The 16203-nt window shown below is 53.6% G+C and carries 15 protein-coding genes; 5 read left to right on the plus strand and 10 right to left on the minus strand.

What is annotated here, in order from left to right; all coding sequences use genetic code 11:
- Positions 1-63 precede the first annotated feature (63 nt).
- Entirely contained in the window at positions 64-1041 is a 978-nt protein-coding gene (locus ACW9KT_RS17215; RefSeq protein WP_457082636.1) for an acyl-ACP desaturase, read from the plus strand.
- Positions 1042-1223: 182 nt separating this feature from the next.
- Here the strand turns inward: ACW9KT_RS17215 and ACW9KT_RS17220 are convergent, their stop codons facing one another.
- From ACW9KT_RS17220 to ACW9KT_RS17230, 3 genes are all read right to left on the minus strand, one after another.
- On the minus strand, positions 1224-2081 hold the full coding sequence (locus ACW9KT_RS17220; RefSeq protein ID WP_457082638.1) for a bifunctional transcriptional activator/DNA repair enzyme AdaA: 858 nt from the start codon (positions 2079-2081) through the stop codon (positions 1224-1226).
- A 143-nt stretch (positions 2082-2224) separates the two neighbouring features.
- Complete coding sequence (locus ACW9KT_RS17225; RefSeq protein ID WP_457082640.1) at positions 2225-2860, minus strand: hypothetical protein; 636 nt, start codon at positions 2858-2860, stop codon at positions 2225-2227.
- 102 nt (positions 2861-2962) lie between these two features.
- On the minus strand, positions 2963-3244 hold the full coding sequence (locus ACW9KT_RS17230) for a DUF427 domain-containing protein (protein WP_457082642.1): 282 nt from the start codon (positions 3242-3244) through the stop codon (positions 2963-2965).
- Between the two features lie 182 nt (positions 3245-3426).
- On the opposite strand from ACW9KT_RS17230, the gene ACW9KT_RS17235 reads away from it, so the two are divergent.
- On the plus strand, positions 3427-4530 hold the full coding sequence (locus ACW9KT_RS17235; RefSeq protein ID WP_457082644.1) for a vWA domain-containing protein: 1104 nt from the start codon (positions 3427-3429) through the stop codon (positions 4528-4530).
- A 326-nt stretch (positions 4531-4856) separates the two neighbouring features.
- Positions 4857-6998, plus strand: coding sequence for a heavy metal translocating P-type ATPase (locus tag ACW9KT_RS17240; protein WP_457082646.1), 2142 nt, complete (start codon positions 4857-4859; stop codon positions 6996-6998).
- Between the two features lie 47 nt (positions 6999-7045).
- Here the strand turns inward: ACW9KT_RS17240 and ACW9KT_RS17245 are convergent, their stop codons facing one another.
- Entirely contained in the window at positions 7046-8017 is a 972-nt protein-coding gene (locus ACW9KT_RS17245; protein WP_457082648.1) for a c-type cytochrome, read from the minus strand.
- Positions 8018-8234: 217 nt separating this feature from the next.
- On the opposite strand from ACW9KT_RS17245, the gene ACW9KT_RS17250 reads away from it, so the two are divergent.
- Positions 8235-9758 carry a sigma 54-interacting transcriptional regulator gene (locus tag ACW9KT_RS17250; RefSeq protein WP_457082650.1) on the plus strand — a complete coding sequence of 508 codons (1524 nt, stop codon included), beginning with the start codon at positions 8235-8237 and terminating at the stop codon, positions 9756-9758.
- 81 nt (positions 9759-9839) lie between these two features.
- Here ACW9KT_RS17250 and ACW9KT_RS17255 read toward each other — a convergent pair whose 3' ends face one another.
- The 3 genes from ACW9KT_RS17255 to ACW9KT_RS17265 all read right to left on the minus strand — a co-directional run bounded on the left by ACW9KT_RS17255 (position 9840) and on the right by ACW9KT_RS17265 (position 12183).
- Positions 9840-10031 carry a hypothetical protein gene (locus tag ACW9KT_RS17255; protein ID WP_457082652.1) on the minus strand — a complete coding sequence of 64 codons (192 nt, stop codon included), beginning with the start codon at positions 10029-10031 and terminating at the stop codon, positions 9840-9842.
- Positions 10032-10278: 247 nt separating this feature from the next.
- Positions 10279-11436, minus strand: coding sequence for an esterase-like activity of phytase family protein (locus ACW9KT_RS17260; RefSeq protein ID WP_457082654.1), 1158 nt, complete (start codon positions 11434-11436; stop codon positions 10279-10281).
- 288 nt (positions 11437-11724) lie between these two features.
- The gene (locus tag ACW9KT_RS17265; protein WP_457082656.1) at positions 11725-12183 is read right to left on the minus strand and encodes a peptidylprolyl isomerase; all 459 of its coding nucleotides are present in this window, start codon (positions 12181-12183) and stop codon (positions 11725-11727) included.
- 218 nt (positions 12184-12401) lie between these two features.
- Here ACW9KT_RS17265 and ACW9KT_RS17270 point away from each other — a divergent pair, with 218 nt between their 5' ends.
- Positions 12402-13010 carry a fasciclin domain-containing protein gene (locus tag ACW9KT_RS17270; RefSeq protein ID WP_457082658.1) on the plus strand — a complete coding sequence of 203 codons (609 nt, stop codon included), beginning with the start codon at positions 12402-12404 and terminating at the stop codon, positions 13008-13010.
- 78 nt (positions 13011-13088) lie between these two features.
- Here ACW9KT_RS17270 and ACW9KT_RS17275 read toward each other — a convergent pair whose 3' ends face one another.
- The 3 genes from ACW9KT_RS17275 to ACW9KT_RS17285 form a co-directional block, all read right to left on the minus strand.
- A complete protein-coding gene (locus ACW9KT_RS17275; RefSeq protein WP_457082660.1) occupies positions 13089-13790 on the minus strand; it encodes an SDR family oxidoreductase in 702 nt (233 codons plus the stop codon).
- Positions 13791-13894: 104 nt separating this feature from the next.
- Positions 13895-14821, minus strand: coding sequence for a ribosome small subunit-dependent GTPase A (gene rsgA, locus ACW9KT_RS17280; protein ID WP_457082662.1), 927 nt, complete (start codon positions 14819-14821; stop codon positions 13895-13897).
- A 20-nt stretch (positions 14822-14841) separates the two neighbouring features.
- Positions 14842-16107, minus strand: coding sequence for a 3-deoxy-D-manno-octulosonic acid transferase (locus ACW9KT_RS17285; protein WP_457082664.1), 1266 nt, complete (start codon positions 16105-16107; stop codon positions 14842-14844).
- Positions 16108-16203: the final 96 nt, after the last annotated feature.

Below are 16203 nucleotides of genomic sequence, written 5' to 3' on the forward strand. Positions count from 1 at the left end.
TATTCGGGAAATGGGAATGCATACATTTGGCCTTCCGTTCTGTCTACTTTTCTCCCTTACGTCATGCTCGCAACCGTAACCTCCCGCGGGGAGGTGCTTCAGCATCTGGAATCTTTTTTACGGGAAAACATGGGCACCTTCCTCAAAAAAGTGGAAGACAGCTGGCAGCCCTCCGATTTCCTGCCCGACTCCCGCCTCGATACGTTTTTTGACGAAGTAAAGCTCATGCGTGAGCGCGCCAAAGAACTCAGCTACGACCTGCTCGCGGTACTCATTGGCGATACGATTACAGAAGAAGCACTGCCCAACTACGAAGCTTGGTTTCACCAGCTCGACGACCTCAATCGCGACCCCAACAACGGCTGGGCGCAGTGGATTCGGGGCTGGACAGCGGAGGAAAACCGCCACGGCGACCTGCTCAACCGCTACCTGTATTTGTCGGGCCGCGTGAACATGCGCGAGTTCGAAACTAGCACCCAGTACTTGATTGCTGATGGTTTCGATCTGGGCACCGCCCACGACCCGTACCGCGCTTTCATTTACACGAGCTACCAGGAAGCTGCCACCAACCTTTCGCACCGCCGGGTGGGCACGCTAGCCCGCAAGGCCGGCGACGATCAGCTCTCCAAGCTCTGCGGAATGATTGCCGGTGATGAATCACGCCACGCTCGTGTGTATCAGACCTTCGTGGACAAAATATTCGAAGTAGACCCATCCGAAATGATGCTGGCCTTCGAGGATATGATGCGCAAGAAGATCGTGATGCCGGCCCACTACATGCGTGAGATGGGCGTAGAGATGGGTAAAACCTTCGGTCACTTCACCGATGCCGCCCAGCGCCTAGGCGTATACACCAGCCAGGATTACACCGATATTCTGGAAGGTCTCATTCATACCTGGAAAATCGACCAGATTACCGGCCTCAATGGTCAGGCAGAAAAAGCTCGTGAATACATCATGGCGCTACCCAACCGCCTGCGCCGCGTAGCCGACCGTATGCCAGTGCCCAAGCTGGAATACAAGTTTAAGTGGATTGAGTAAGTTTCCTTCATAAGTCAAAAAAGGCCCCCCAGAAACGTTTCTAGGGGGCCTTTTTTGTGAATATTTAAAAGGCGGTCATGCAGAGCACAGCGAAGCATCTCGCGTGTTTAGTAAGATTAGTAACCTGATGTCAGCACGCGAGATCCTTCGCTGTGCTCTGCATGACATAAGTAAGAATATGCTTAATCAAACAAGCTTGGCAATGCTACTAACGCATTTGGGTGAACCCGTGCGGCTTCCCAACCGACCAGCGCTACTTTACGGGTGGCGCCCCAGCGGTATTGACCTAGCTCGCCGGTTTGCCGAATTACGCGGTGGCAGGGGATAAGGTAGCTGATAGGATTGTCGCCCACGGCGGTGCCTACGGCCCGTACGGCTCGCTCGTGGCCGGCAACACGGGCTAGTTGGGAGTAAGTAGTCAGCTGACCTTCGGGAATTTGGAGCAGTGCTGCCCAGACTTTTAGTTGAAAAGGCGTGCCTTTCAGGTGTACCGTAAAGCGGTCGGTGGGGGAGAAGGTACCGGCAAAGAACCGGGACACCTGCTCGTGCACGGCATTGGACTCGGCCACTAACGATGCTTGGGGCCATTCCTGGTGCAATTCAGCCACGGCGGCCTCGTCCGTTTCGGGGAACACCAGCTTGCAGATACCTTTGGGGGTGGTGGCAACCAAGTAGCGCCCAAATGCACTTTCGCCGAAGCTGTAGGCAATGCTGAGAGCGGCGCCTCCCTGGCGGTAGTCGCCGGGTGTCATGGCTTCCATGTTCACGAATAAGTCGTGCAGGCGGCCAGGACCAGATAAGCCAGTTTCGTATGCTGCTTCGGCTACGGAAAGCTGCTGACGCAACAAGGTTTTGGCGTGATCGAGGCTGAGGTATTGCAGAAATTTCTTCGGCGATACGCCAGCCCACTCCTGAAACTTGCGCTGAAAATGAAATGGGCTCCAGTGTGCCTGCCTGGCCATTTCGTTGAGGTCGGGCTGGGTCTGGAAATGGGTGTGGGCGTAAGCAATGGCCGCCGCAATGCGTTCATAATCTGTCATCGGTACAAGGCTAAGATGCTAGTCAAATGTACCACCTCGCTTCTCCTGCTCCCACCCGAAACTTGCGCTGTTTCGCAGAAAAAAGCCCCCCAGCCATTAAATAAAAGCTGAGGGGCTTCTTCCAATCAATTAGATTTCACAGATTACTGCGCTTGCATAGGAGCGTCCTTGAAGCCGCTAATGGTTAAGCCCTTACCTGGCGACATAGTATAAGCCACGGTACGAGTACCGCCCGAAGGGGTGCTATTCGGATCATCGGGACGGTATACCGGGAAGGAGCGCAGCAACTGGTCATCTTCAACCCGAAACACATCTTGCCCCATATAGCCAACGGCGGCGGGACCTTTCAGCGCCGGTAAAGTAAGCGGGCGTCGGCCCTGGTTCATAAATTCGTAGGCTACCACGCTGCCATAGGAGCCGCTGCCCGCTCCGGTCACAAAAATGAACAGTTCGGGGTAATTGTCGTCGTTGAGATTGGTGGTTACGGCGTCAGTTACCTCGCCCTCAATCGTGACGGAAGTAGCGAGCAGGTCACGATTATTTTTGGTCGCCCGGAGCGTCAGCTTGCGACTGGTGCCAGAGCCATTTGTTTGCACCGTGAAGCGGTAATCATCGTGCGCTAAATCTTTCTTAAAGCTGATGGGCGAAGTGGCCTCCGAACTAGGCGCCGATGGGTTTGCCGTTTCGGTGGCCGTGCGCTGGGTATCGCAGCCCATCATTAGCAGGCCAAACATTACTAAAATGCCCCCCAAGCGCGGTGAAAAGAAGTGCAGCTTCATATCAAAAAACGTATGATTAAACTGCCGACCTCGTCGGGCCGACCCAGCTTTGGCAAACGGTGGGTGGCGGCTCAGGTTGCGCTGGGGGGCATTTTTGGGCGTTTAGGGCTGTACCTTCACGCCTTTCCAGAACGCTACGCGGCCTTCAATCTGCTTGGCAGCGTCCTTGGGCTCGGGGTAATACCAAGCGGCATCTTTGTTTAGCTCGCCGTTTACGCGTACAGAGTAATAGCTAGCACGCCCCTTCCACGGACAGGAAGTATGAGCAATGCTATCCTCGAAAAATTCCCGCTTCAACGAGTCGGCGGGGAAGTAATGGTTATTCTCTACCACAACCGTATCGTTGCTTTCGGCCAGCACCGTATCGTTCCAAATAGCTTTCATAGGTTCGTTTTCGTTAATTGTGTTTGGTGAGGGACGTTTTGGGTTGCTTATACTTAAGAAGACGTAGATTATGCGTTTTGACTTTAAACTGGGCTCCAAAACTTATACACCAACAAACGAGCAGCAACATTTGGCAAACTAACTCACCTTGCCTGTTGTTCTCATGCTTCAATCCCCTTCCTATGGCTGCTGGTTTTCGCTTCCGGGACTTCGTGCCCGATGAATCGCCTGAAAAAGGCTTCGACTCTTTATTCAAAATCTTCATGCAATTGGTCACCATCACGTCCGGCGATGTGGCGGAGGCTCTTTCCTGGCTCTCGGAGCTTGACAAACAATACGGCCTGACCGAGGGCGAATACGGCATCGGGAATTTCATTGAAGACCTTAAAACAAAAGGTTACATCGATGAAAACGAGCAGGAGCGGGGCGCTTTCAAGATCACGCCCAAAACCGAGCAGGGTATTCGTAAGTCGGCGCTCGAAGAAATCTTCGGCAAGCTCAAAAAGAGCAACACCGGCAACCACCGCACGCCCCACACTGGCCAAGGTGACGAGCAAAGCACTGACATGCGCGAATTTCGCTTCGGCGACTCGCTCGATCAGATTTCGATGACCGAAAGCATCCGCAACGCCCAACTCAACCACGGCCTCACCGACGAGTTTATGCTGGCTGAGGGCGACCTGGAAGTGCGCGAAAACGAGCATAAGTCGCAGACTAGCACGGTGCTTATGATCGATATTTCGCACTCTATGATCCTGTACGGTGAGGATCGCATCACACCCGCCAAAAAGGTAGCCATGGCCCTAGCCGAGCTGGTAAAGCAGAAGTACCCCAAAGACTTCCTCGACGTTATCGTGTTTGGCAACGACGCCTGGGAAATCAAGGTAAAGGACTTGCCTTACCTCGAAGTTGGCCCTTACCACACCAACACCGTAGCTGGCCTGGAACTGGCCATGGATCTGCTGCGCAAGCGCAAAACCGCGAACAAGCAGATTTTTATGATTACCGACGGTAAGCCCACCTGCCTAAAAGAAGGCAACGGCTACTACAAAAACAGCTTTGGCCTCGACCGTAAAGTGGTCAACAAAACCCTTAACCTGGCCGCCGCCGCTCGCCGCTTGAAAATTCCGATTACGACATTCATGATTGCCTCAGATCCGTATTTGCAGCAATTCGTGAACGAGTTTACGGAAGTAAATCAAGGCCAAGCCTACTTTAGCGGCTTGAAAGGCTTAGGTCATTTGATCTTCGAAGACTATAAAAAAAACCGTCGGAAGACGCTATAAAACGAATTTTGGCTAAAAGCCAGATCTATAAAAACAAGGAAGCCGCTGGGGTTATGTACTCCGCGGCTTCCTTGTTTTTACAGGCAAGACTGTGTTTTGATAATGAGCAGTCGCTCTTACAAAGAGTTAAGGTAAGGCTTAGCTCAAGCATAATTCCTCTCTGCTTCACCTATTAATTCCGTAGAAAGCAAAGCAGGTGCTCAAAGTGAGTTAGTTAAGGACGCGGAGCGCCTGATGATGGCGAAGATTTGGGGTGCTGATGTAGCCGCAAAGCATGCATAAAAGATGAGAGAATGCCCAACAGCCTCTTGCCCAACTATACGCCGATGAAAAAGTCCTCAGATATATCCGATATAAGTGAGCAGCTAAACACCGCCAAGCAAGTTGACCCAGCCAACGCGGGAGCCATTAGTCGCAGCCAACTCACACCCGAAGCTGCCGCTTCCTCCCAGGGCCACGACGTGCCCGGCCACGACCACGCGTCAATCCTGCCCGCCCCCAAGCGCGCAGCCACCGATGATGCCTGCTGTAGCGTAAAGCAGCCCACCAAAAAGCCCCCCACATCCACTCAAAACCACGGCGACCACACCCACGATGACGCCGGCACAAATCCTTACCTGGGGCCCGGCGTTAGTCTTGTCCTGTTGCTCGGCGGTCTGGCCCTCGATTACGCTGGCGTAGCCTTTTTCATTGGTCCGGTGCGGCTGCTTTGGTACAGTTTGGCCTTTGTGTTGGTGGGCTGGAAAGTAATTCGCTCGGCCATACGCAGCATTCCTTCCGGCAATATTTTCAATGAGTTTCTGCTGATGAGTCTGGCTACGCTTGGGGCGTTTGCTATCGGTGAGTATCCTGAGGGCGTGGCCGTAATGCTGTTCTATACCGTGGGCGAGCTATTTCAGGACGCGGCAGTAAACCGCGCCAAGCGCAGCATCCGGGCCCTGCTCGAAATTCAAGCCACTGAAGTGACGGTGGTTCGTGGGGGGCAAAATCTGGTATTAGACCCACAGCAGGTGCAGCAAGGCGACGTAATCGAGGTGAAGCCGGGCGAGAAAGTGGCCCTAGACGGTACCCTACAAACTCCTGCGGCCAGCTTCAACACGGCGGCTCTCACGGGCGAATCGGCTCCCCAAACCAAGCAGGCCGGCGACATGGTGCTGGCCGGCATGATCAATCTGGAGCGCTTGGTGCTGATAGCCGTGACGGCCACTTACCAGGATACCAAGCTAGCCAAGATTCTGGCCATGGTGCAAGATGCCGTAGGGCGCAAGGCTAAAACCCAGCTTTTCATCACCCGCTTTGCTAAAGTATACACGCCTATTGTGGTGGCGTTGGCCACACTGCTCATTGTGCTGCCCTACTTCTTTGTCGACGACTACGTGTTTCGCACTTGGCTGTACCGCTCCCTTATTTTTCTCGTGATTTCCTGTCCGTGCGCGCTCGTAGTGAGTATTCCGTTGGGCTACTTTGGCGGAATAGGGGCCGCCTCAAGAGCAGGCATTCTATTTAAGGGTTCCAACTTTCTGGACGTCATGCGCGAGATTGATACCGTGGTGATGGACAAGACTGGCACGCTCACCCAAGGCGTATTCGCTGTACAACAGGTTCAGGCAGCCCCCGGTACCGAGGCTACTCAGCTGCTTCGGTTGGTCGGAGCCCTTGAGACCAAATCGAACCATCCCATCGCCAAAGCTGTGGTCACGCACGTGGGTTCGGCCACGGCGAATGTTCCTGTGAGCAATGTAGAGGAAATTGCCGGACACGGCCTGCGCGGGCATGTAGATGGTCATGAAGTGCTGGCTGGCAACGCCAAGTTGCTCACCCGGTTCAACATGTCATATCCCACCGAAGTGGAGCAAGTGGCAGACAGCATCGTGGTAGCCGCCATTGATGGCCGCTACGCCGGCTACCTGACCGTGGCCGACGCGCCCAAAGCAGACGCTTTCCAGGCCGTGCAGGAACTGAAGGCCGATGGGATAACCAAGCTAGTAATGCTTTCCGGCGACAAAGACAGCATAACTCAGCGCGTAGCCAAGGAGCTTGGCATTGAGGAAGCCCACGGCGGCCTGCTGCCAGAAGACAAAGCCCGCTACGTGCAGCAATATCTCAATGAGGGCCGCAAATTGGCGTTCGTGGGTGATGGGGTAAACGACGCCCCTGTGGTCGCTTTGGCCGACGTTGGTATTGCCATGGGGGGCCTCGGCTCTGACGCCACCATCGAAACGGCCGACGTAGTGATTCAAACCGACCACCCTAGCAAGATTGCCACCGCCCGCCGCATTGCCCGCGCTACCCATACGGTGGTGTGGCAAAACATCTGGCTGGCGTTTGGCGTGAAGGCCTTAGTGCTTGCTCTGGGAGCTGGCGGCGTGGCCACCATGTGGGAAGCCGTGTTCGCCGACGTAGGCGTGGCGCTGCTGGCCATCCTGAATGCGGTGCGCATTCAGCGTATGGATTTCACTAAACAGTAAATTTGCCCCCCATGTTTACTACGGCTACTCGTCGAAAATTCAGTGCACTAGCGCAGCGCGAGAGTGGGCTCGTCTTCCGGCGTAGCATTCTTTATTTTGGGTACTGATTGCAGGTAAGTAAATAGGGCGTGCACTTCCTCATTAGTTAGGGTTGAGTATTTTGGCATTGGATAAGCGAGAGGCAAGCTGGGTGAGAGGCCAAATTTCACGCTTTTTGAAAATTGCTCCTCCGTCCAGTTGCCGATGCCGGTTTCAGGGTCGCCGGTGATGTTGCGCGATACTACCACCTTTTGCTGCTTATTCAGGAGAGGGTTGCCGCCGCCTAAGTAGCCCTCCGATTTTTCGGGGTCTAGTGTATTATTAGTCTTGAAATCGGCGCTGTGGCACTCGTAGCACTTGTAGCGCCCTACTACTAAGTAGCGGCCATAAGCTAAAGCGTCCGTGGGAGCCGGAGCTACGACTGCTGCGGTGGACAGGGGTACCGGCTTCATCACGGTGTTGGTGAGTGCCTTGAGCAGAAAGGAAGGTTCCTGCTCGTGAGTGGGAGTAGGGCTTGGCTTTACGATAGCATTATCGGAGTGCAGAAAAGCAATGATACTATTCACATCTTCGTCCGACATGTAATTAAAGTTAGGCATGATTACCCGGTAACGTCCATCACGCCCGATACCCGTGCGTAGCAGTGTCACTAGTTCTGCATCAGTCCATTTGCCTATGCCGTGGTTTACGTCCTGCGTAATATTAGCAGAGTATACTTTTCCGAAATCCGGGGTGAGATCCAGCAATTGTTGGCCAGTTAAAGAGTTGGTTTCACGGTTAAGGTGACAATCGCCGCAGGAGGCAAGCACTAGCTTTTCGCCTAGTTCTACTCGTTCTGGTGTACTGACCACTGGGCGAAGAGTTAAAGCAGGCACGTCATAGCTTGGGATTCCGCGCGCCTGAACAAACACCACAAATCCGGCAATGAGGAGCACCACCACTGACGCCAGTATGCCAATAATCTTTAGAGCCTTTTTCATAAGTGCGTTGTTTTATAACTAATATAAATAAAAGTATATAAATTATAATATATAAAATAATGGCTTAAATGAACACCAGTAGCGCATTTGCTATGAGCTACCTTTTATTTGGCCGAACCAATGGCCCTACTTGCTAGTTATATAACCAATCCAGCCATTTGACGCCGACTGCAACTAGTTGGGTTTACGTAGATAGGCTGGTAACTCACTCCCCCTTATGATTCAAACCGACATCCGCACCCTTGGTGCCCTGAAGAAATCCGGCTATAAGCCTCGCTCCGTGAAGCAGGAGCTGCGCGATAATCTGATTGCTAAACTGCAAAGCAAGGAAGAGGTATTTCCCGGCATCTTCGGCTATGAAGAAACGGTAATTCCTGACTTGCAACGGGCTATCCTGAGTATGCACCACATCAACCTGCTGGGTTTGCGTGGTCAGGCCAAAACCCGCATCGCCCGCCTGATGGTGGATTTGCTCGACGAATACATTCCGGTGGTAGAAGGCTCGGAGCTAAACGATGACCCGTTACAGCCCTTGTCCATTTTCGCCAAAAACCTAATCGCCGAAAAAGGCGATGATACGCCCGTGTCGTGGCTGCATCGCTCGGACCGTTACACCGAGAAGCTGGCAACGCCCGACGTATCGGTGGCTGACCTTATTGGTGACGCTGACCCGATTAAAGCGGCCACGCTGAAGCTACCTTACTCTGATGAACGCGTTATTCACTTTGGCTTGATTCCCCGTTCGCATCGCGGCATCTTCGTCATCAACGAATTGCCCGACTTACAGGCCCGTATTCAGGTGTCGCTGTTTAATATTCTACAGGAAGGCGACATCCAGATTCGTGGCTTCAAAGTGCGCTTGCCGCTGGATATTCAGTTCGTGTTCACGGCCAACCCCGAGGACTACACGAACCGGGGCTCTATCGTGACGCCGCTTAAGGACCGTATTGATTCCCAGATAATCACGCACTATCCGAAGTCAATCGAAATTGGCAAGCGCATTACCCGCCAGGAAGCTCGCATCAAGCCCGCTCAGGAAGGTATGGTGACCAGCAATGAACTGGTGCGCGACCTGGTGGAGCAAGTAGCGGTGGAAGCTCGTGGTTCGGAGTTCGTAGATGCGAAAAGTGGGGTTTCAGCCCGCTTGACCATTGCCGCCTACGAAAGTTTGATTAGCGCTGCTGAGCGCCGGGCCTTGATCAACGGGGAGAAGAAAACCTACGTGCGCATCGCCGACTTTATGGCTGCCGTGCCCGCGCTTACAGGCAAAGTGGAGCTTGTGTACGAAGGTGAGCAGGAGGGAGCTGGCCTTGTAGCTGAAAAGCTGATGGGTAAAGCTATCCGAACCTACTTCCTGAACTACTTTCCCGACCCAGATAAGCAGAAGAAAAAGAAGACCATCCCGAACCCCTACAAAACGGTTCAGGATTGGTTTGGAGCCGGTAATACCGTGGATGTGCTCAACGACTCTACGGACAAAGACTACCGTAAATCCCTGGACGAAGTGCCGGGTCTGCGCGATATCGTGACTTTTCTGCACCCCAATGAGGACAAGGACACGACCTATTTCCTCATGGAGTTCTGCCTGCACGGCCTAGCCGAGCACAGCCTAATTTCGCGCAACCGCGTGACGGCAGGGGCGCAGTTCAAAGACCTGCTCAGTTCCATGTTCACCATGCCTAGCTTTGGCGGTGATGAGGATGAGGACGAGGAGGAAGAAAAGCCACGCCGCCGTCGGTAAGCCTGCTCAGTAGTAAATGACATTCACAAAAAAGCCCCCCAGACTTGGTCTGGGGGGCTTTTTTGTGTTCAAAGGCTTAAACTAAATTCGTCGAGCCTTGGCGTCGTTTTTGGCCGCCTTCAGTCGCAGCTGACGCGCTTTTAACTCCTGTTTCTCACTTTTGGCCCGCAATTCGGCTTCATCTGCAATTCGTTTTTGATCATCAACCCGGCGCTGTAACTCCTGTACTTGCGGATCGGACGAAACACCTCCTCCAACGAGAGAGCAGCTCATGGTCAATGGCAATGAAAATAGTATAAGGCCTCGCAGTATGTTATTTCTTAATGTCATGGTATAAGGTTCTATTGGTAATACTATTGGTACGACTTTAAACCGCAAATTGTTAGAAATACGATAGTTAAGTTCGAAACAGAAGCTGTAAAAGGAGGTAATACTGGTAGAAATAAAGCTGGATAAAACGAAAGCGGGAGCCTACGCCTTGGCATAGACTCCCGCTCTCTAAACGGCTGTTATGTACGGGTTAAGGAATTACCTCGAAAGCCAGAAACTGTGAAATCTGCCCGTTGCTGAAATTGTCATCTGCTACTAAGATCAACGAGCGGTTGCCATTTGGCAGTTTGGGACCGAAGGTCATGCCCTCCAGGTTATCTACCCGACGGATTCCTGTGGAGCCCACATCGAGGATGAGGCGCTTTTGCACGGGTTTGTATATGGCGGCTTGCAAGGAATTCAGGCCGGAGATGTCGGTGGCACTGGCCAGGTTCACCTCGTAGATCTTTACGGAGTAGTCGGGGGTGGCGCCAACGGCAAAGGAGCGTTCCATTACCAGCAGCTTCTTATCTGACAGGGCCAGCACCTCTACAATGCCGTTTAAGCGAAACTGATCCGCAGGCCTAGGCGCCTGATGCACAGCGTCGAGTAGATAGGCATACTGCGCAATGGGCTGGCGGGTAGCGCGGTTGTATTGCACGATGCGGACTGGTGAGTTGGCTACGCCCACGTCGGCGCGGGGACCATCTTCGTAGAGCGGTTCTTCTTGCGAGGCAAACAAGTAGCGACTATCGGGCGTGAGCGATAAACCCTCGAACGAGCCGTTGGAGCGGGTGCCGTTTTCGGTAGCCTGAATGCGGAACAGCTGGGGCAAGCCGAAATCGGCTACGTAGGAACCGTCGAGGTTGGCCTCGCGCAGGAAAGGCTGATTCAACACAAATGGCGTGACAGCCACATTGCGAATGCCTTCGCTCGACCAGATAATACGATTGGTGCTGGGGTCGTAGCGAATGCCCTCCGGGTCGATGGCGTTGTTGCGGTCGGCGGCGAAGCTGGGGAAGTTGCTGCCATCGGGGCGCTTCAGCGTGGTAACGCTCGTGAAGTTGACGCCCGCAAAGCTATTTTGATTGAAGTTGAGAGTAGCGGTGTAATAACGCGCTGGCTGTAGGGCCGAGGCGTCGTCGCTCATGATATAGTATGAGTTGTTGTCCGCGCGGTAGTCAATGCTCGAAAAGCCCCCCAGTGTAGTACCATTGTAAGTTTGGCTAAAAGGAACAATCTGTTCGCCAATGAAGCGTAACGCTGACACTTGCGGAGGCTTGATAATGAATGGATTACCATGATCGTCGTTGCAGGCTCCCAAGAGAGCGACGGAGCAGCAAGTTGCAATGCGGAGAAAGTGTTTCATAGGGATGAATTGGGTTTAGTGGGTGATGGGCAGCGTGGTAAAGAACGGAATTACAAAAGTTTGGCTAGTTAAGGAAACGTTACATCTTTTCTTACTTAGCTTCAATATACTCACAGTCTGCGAGTTTATATTGTACAGTAAGTGCGCTTATCAGTGCAAGGCAGTACACTTACAAATACACTGCTTTACCAAGTGGACTCCGCGCTTTGCGAATGGTACCACAAGCCCATAAAAAACCCAGCCCGCCGGATACGTCCGGCGGGCTGGGTTAAGTGAGCTACAGAACGCTTACGCTTCCGTTACGACAATCTTCTGAATCTCGTCATCGGCCTTAATCTGGTCGATTACTTCCAGGCCTTCCACCACTTTGCCAAATACGGTGTGTACCCGGTCGAGGTGCGCCGTGTTCTGGCGGCTGTGCACAATGAAGAATTGCGAGCCCCCGGTGTCCTTACCGGCGTGAGCCATGCTCAGGATGCCGCGGTCATGGTACTGGTTCTCACCCGACGTTTCGCACTTGATTTTGTAGCCGGGGCCACCGGTCCCAGGCGCGCCTTTTGCACCGGCGCGGGTGTTAGGGTCGCCGCCCTGCACTACGAAATTGGGAATAACGCGGTGAAATTTCAAGCCGTCGTAAAAGCCTTTCTGGGCTAAGTCGGTGAAGTTCTTAACGGTGTTAGGAGCGTCTTTTTCAAAGAACTCCACCTTCATTACACCTCTATTGGTGTGAATTTCAGCAGTTTTCATGTGCGAGGAAATAAATTTTTTAAACAGAATATACAGCTCAAGGCTTATTAAGCTCAACTAAGCACCGCAAAGGTAGCCAAATCGTTGGGTGTCCATATCCACTGTCGAGCTTGTTGCGTAAGCATAGCCATACCAGCAAGTAGTACGCTGGGTTGCCTCCTTTCCTGCCTTACCACCTTCATTTTCTTTTTTCCAACCAAAACCCTGATCTGCGTCTCATGAAAAAGACCCTGAGAAACACCTCGTTTACCTTATTCACTGCCACTGCTTTCGCCTTTGGCGTAACAAGCTGCGGCGACAACAAAACCGCAGAAACGACGGAAACGCCCGAATCAACTGAAATGGCCATGACCGACACCACGGCCATGGATCCTGCAATGGACATGAATGATTCGTCGCGCATGGATACGTCTGGCAAGAACCTCGCGGAAAATGCCATGGCCGTATCGCAGATAAGCACGCTGACTACGGCTCTGAAAGCCGCCGGTCTTGATGATGAAGCCGCCAGCGCGGGTCCATTCACTGTATTTGCGCCAACTAACGCTGCCTTCGAGGCCTTGCCCAAAGGTGCTCTCGACGGCCTTTTGAAGCCCGAAAGCAAAGAGAAACTAAGCGGCGTACTGACCTACCACGTAGTAAAAGGCCGCCTGATGGCCGCTGACCTGAAAGATGGACAGCAACTCACCACCATTCAAGGTGAAAAGCTAACCGTGAAAACAACGGGCGGCAAAGTGACCGTAAATGGTGCTAACGTAGTGCAGGCCGACGTAATGTCGAACAATGGCGTTGCCCACGTAATCGACAAAGTGTTGATGCCTACAAAGTAATTTCGGTTTCTAGCCGTATTGTAAAAAGCCCCCTAGAGCACATCTGGGGGGCTTTTTTATTCAAGCTTGAATGGGAGCCTAGAAGGGATTTGTGGCCCATACGTTTAGCTCGGTGATAAAGCCTCGGTCGTCCATTTCTAGAGCGCCTTTGATAGCAGAGGCGATTTCCTCCCCGCGCAGCTTATTGTCTTGGTCGGGCCGCTCGCGACGCTCCTCGTTGCCAAACGCCGTTGTTACCTCGCTCGGGTTTACCAGAATCACCCGCACGTTGTATTTGCGCAGTTCGGCCTGCCAGCATTGGGTCATGCCGCGCAGGGCAAACTTGGAGGCCACGTAAACGGAGCCACCCTCATAGCCTTTGGTGGCCGCAGAGGAGCCGATGTTGATAATGTTGCCGGACTTTTGCTCCATAAATAGCTTGGCGGCCTGCTGAGCCATGAGCGCGGCGCCCACAATATTGGTGCTGTGTACCTGCTCGAAGTCTTCAGGGGTCAGGTCTACCAGGTTTTTTCGGACCCCAATACCAGCATTATTTATTAAGCAGTCAAGGTGGCCAAACGCGGCAATGAACTCCCGAAAGGTGCGCTCTACGTCGGCTGGGTTGGCTACATTGGCCGTGATGCCAAGAGCGCCCAACTCGTCGGCGGCGCGCTGGACCGTGCCGGCCGTGCGACCCGTAATAGCAACTTTGGCCCCATGCTGAATCAGCAGTTTGGCCGTAGCGTAGCCGATACCGAGCGTGCCGCCAGTAATAAGGAAGGTGGAATTTTGAAGTTGCATACGATCAGTTTTCTAAGGAAAACGATGGTTGCGTCTTTTCGTTGGGTTCTGGCAGCAAAGCCCCACGGCTAATAAGGCTCGCGACAATCGAACGAGTAGAAAGCCTAGTGCCGATTATCCTGCCCAGCCAGCATACTCAGGTAGCTGTCGTAGCGCGGCAGCGCGATGCGGCCTTTGTCTACTGCTTCGCGCACTACACAGCCCGGCTCGTGCACGTGCTGGCAATTATGGTAGCGGCACTGGTTGAGCAAAGCCCGCATCTCGGGAAAGAAGTGCGCCAATTGGCTCGGCGGAATATCTACTAAGCCCAGTTCCTTGATGCCCGGCGTATCAATAAGGTAAGTGCCGGCTCGCACTTCCAGCATTTCGGCAAACGTAGTAGTGTGCACACCTTTGTCCGAGAAGTCGCTGATTTCGGCTGTTTTTAGGTCCAAATCCGGCACTAGCGCATTAATAAGAGTGCTTTTGCCTACGCCTGAGTGACCGGAAAGCAAGGTCACCTTGCCATCGAGCAGGGCATCAACGGCCTCCAGACCCTCGCCGGAGTGCGCCGAACAGCGCAGACTAGGATAACCCGTGCGCTGATACATGTTGGAAATCTGGTCCTGATACCCCGACAAATCCTCGTCGTAGAGGTCGGTTTTGTTGAAGATAAGCGTGATAGGAATGCTATAAGCTTCCGCTGTTACCAGAAACCGATCGATAAATCCGAACGAGGTAGCTGGCGATACCAGCGTAACCACGAGCAGCGCCTGGTCGAGGTTGGCGGCCACGATGTGGGCGTGCTCCGTCTTGTGCACCGAGCGGCGAATGATGTAGTTGCGGCGCGGCTCGATATGATGAATGACGCCCGCGCCCTCGGTCTGCTCTTCTACCGTAAACTCCACTTGGTCGCCTACGGCCAGCGGGTTGCTCACCTTCAAACCTTTGTTCTTGAATTTGCCACGCAGCCGGCAGCGGTGCAGCACGCCCGTGCCATGCTCCCGCACTAAGTACCATGAGCCGGTTGATTTAATGACAATGCCAGTCATGGGAGCTTGTGCTTAATTAGTTACTGTTTGATGATTTCCACCATGGCCATCTTTTCAAGGGCGGCCATGATGATGGCCGTGGCGCCCGCCTGCTGGTGCACGTATTCCAGACTCGTATCCTGCACCCGCAGCCGAACTTCATTCTGGTGCCAAAGCAGACCAAAAGCTACCTGCAGCTCGGCGGCCGTACGCACCGGAAATGCACAGCCAGCCGCTACCAAATCAACAGCTTCCTGAAACTTGGCGTAGGTAGGCCCAAAGAACAAGGGCAACCCAAAAGCCGCAGCTTCTAGCGTATTGTGCAGCCCCTTGCCAAATGCCCCACCGATATAGGCATAGGTGCCAAACCGATAGAGTTGGCTCAGCAGCCCCACGTTGTCCATAAGCAGGACGCGCGCCTGAGCTACCGTGGCTGGCGTGGCCTTGGAGTAGCGCACCACCAGGCCCGGCAGTGCGGCTTCTACTAAGCTCAGATTAGTCTCGGTAATTTCGTGGGGGGCAAATATAAAGCGCATTTCCGCCTGGTACTGCCGTAGTAAGGGTGTAAGCGCCGGCAAGTCTTCGGGCCAGTTGCTACCCACAATAAACACTGGAGCGCCATCGGCCACAAACGCCTCCACCACTGGCAGCGGCTTCGGCGAGGCCAATGCAGTGCGCACTACCGTATCAAAGCGCGTGTCGCCGGCTACGCTGGCCTGCCGAATACCAATGGAGCGCAGCAACTCAACGGAGGCTTGGTTCTGAGTGAAGATGTGCGTAAAGCGGCTGAGTATTTTGCGGAAAAAAGCCCCCCAAGGCTTAAAAAACACCTGCTGAGGCCGAAATATTGCCGCTACGCACACCACTGGTACCCGCCGCCGTTGCAGCCCGGTGAGAAAGTGGTACCAGAATTCATATTTCACGAATACGGCCAGGCGGGGCTGCACTGCGTCCAGAAAGGCACGGGCATTGGCAGCCGTGTCGAGAGGCAGGTAGAAGACGTAGTGCGCGCCGGGCCAGTTTTTGCGCACCTCATAGCCGGAAGGCGAGAAAAACGTGAGCACAATTTTAAACTGCGGGTGCTCCTGCGTAAAGGCTTCCATTAAGGGGCGGCCCTGTTCAAACTCGCCCAGCGAAGCGCAATGAAACCACACCAACGGAGCCGTTTCATGACGAAGCGCTTGCTGAATGTGCGGCAGAAGTCCCTCGCGCCCAGCTACCCACTTCGCGGCCTTAGGCGCAAACGACGCCACCAACTGCAGAAGCAGGGCGTAGGCACGAAGAGCAAGGTTATAGAGAAAAAGCAAGGAAGTATCGTTCGATATATAAAAATGCCCCCAGCTACCTGCGGGGCCAAAATGAGCACGGCACGATGGCCGGCTGGGCAGCAAAATTACAGCCTT

It is taken from the genome of Hymenobacter sp. HD11105, assembly GCF_054051685.1.

What these genes read in the sequence shown, in the direction of transcription:
- ACW9KT_RS17215 (WP_457082636.1), top strand. Translation starts at nt 64, where the DNA reads ATGCTCGCAACCGTAACCTCCCGCGGGGAGGTGCTTCAGCATCTGGAA.
- ACW9KT_RS17220 (WP_457082638.1), bottom strand. Translation starts at nt 2,081, where the DNA reads ATGACAGATTATGAACGCATTGCGGCGGCCATTGCTTACGCCCACACC.
- ACW9KT_RS17225 (WP_457082640.1), bottom strand. Translation starts at nt 2,860, where the DNA reads ATGAAGCTGCACTTCTTTTCACCGCGCTTGGGGGGCATTTTAGTAATG.
- ACW9KT_RS17230 (WP_457082642.1), bottom strand. Translation starts at nt 3,244, where the DNA reads ATGAAAGCTATTTGGAACGATACGGTGCTGGCCGAAAGCAACGATACG.
- ACW9KT_RS17235 (WP_457082644.1), top strand. Translation starts at nt 3,427, where the DNA reads ATGGCTGCTGGTTTTCGCTTCCGGGACTTCGTGCCCGATGAATCGCCT.
- ACW9KT_RS17240 (WP_457082646.1), top strand. Translation starts at nt 4,857, where the DNA reads ATGAAAAAGTCCTCAGATATATCCGATATAAGTGAGCAGCTAAACACC.
- ACW9KT_RS17245 (WP_457082648.1), bottom strand. Translation starts at nt 8,017, where the DNA reads ATGAAAAAGGCTCTAAAGATTATTGGCATACTGGCGTCAGTGGTGGTG.
- ACW9KT_RS17250 (WP_457082650.1), top strand. Translation starts at nt 8,235, where the DNA reads ATGATTCAAACCGACATCCGCACCCTTGGTGCCCTGAAGAAATCCGGC.
- ACW9KT_RS17255 (WP_457082652.1), bottom strand. Translation starts at nt 10,031, where the DNA reads ATGAGCTGCTCTCTCGTTGGAGGAGGTGTTTCGTCCGATCCGCAAGTA.
- ACW9KT_RS17260 (WP_457082654.1), bottom strand. Translation starts at nt 11,436, where the DNA reads ATGAAACACTTTCTCCGCATTGCAACTTGCTGCTCCGTCGCTCTCTTG.
- ACW9KT_RS17265 (WP_457082656.1), bottom strand. Translation starts at nt 12,183, where the DNA reads ATGAAAACTGCTGAAATTCACACCAATAGAGGTGTAATGAAGGTGGAG.
- ACW9KT_RS17270 (WP_457082658.1), top strand. Translation starts at nt 12,402, where the DNA reads ATGAAAAAGACCCTGAGAAACACCTCGTTTACCTTATTCACTGCCACT.
- ACW9KT_RS17275 (WP_457082660.1), bottom strand. Translation starts at nt 13,790, where the DNA reads ATGCAACTTCAAAATTCCACCTTCCTTATTACTGGCGGCACGCTCGGT.
- rsgA (WP_457082662.1), bottom strand. Translation starts at nt 14,821, where the DNA reads ATGACTGGCATTGTCATTAAATCAACCGGCTCATGGTACTTAGTGCGG.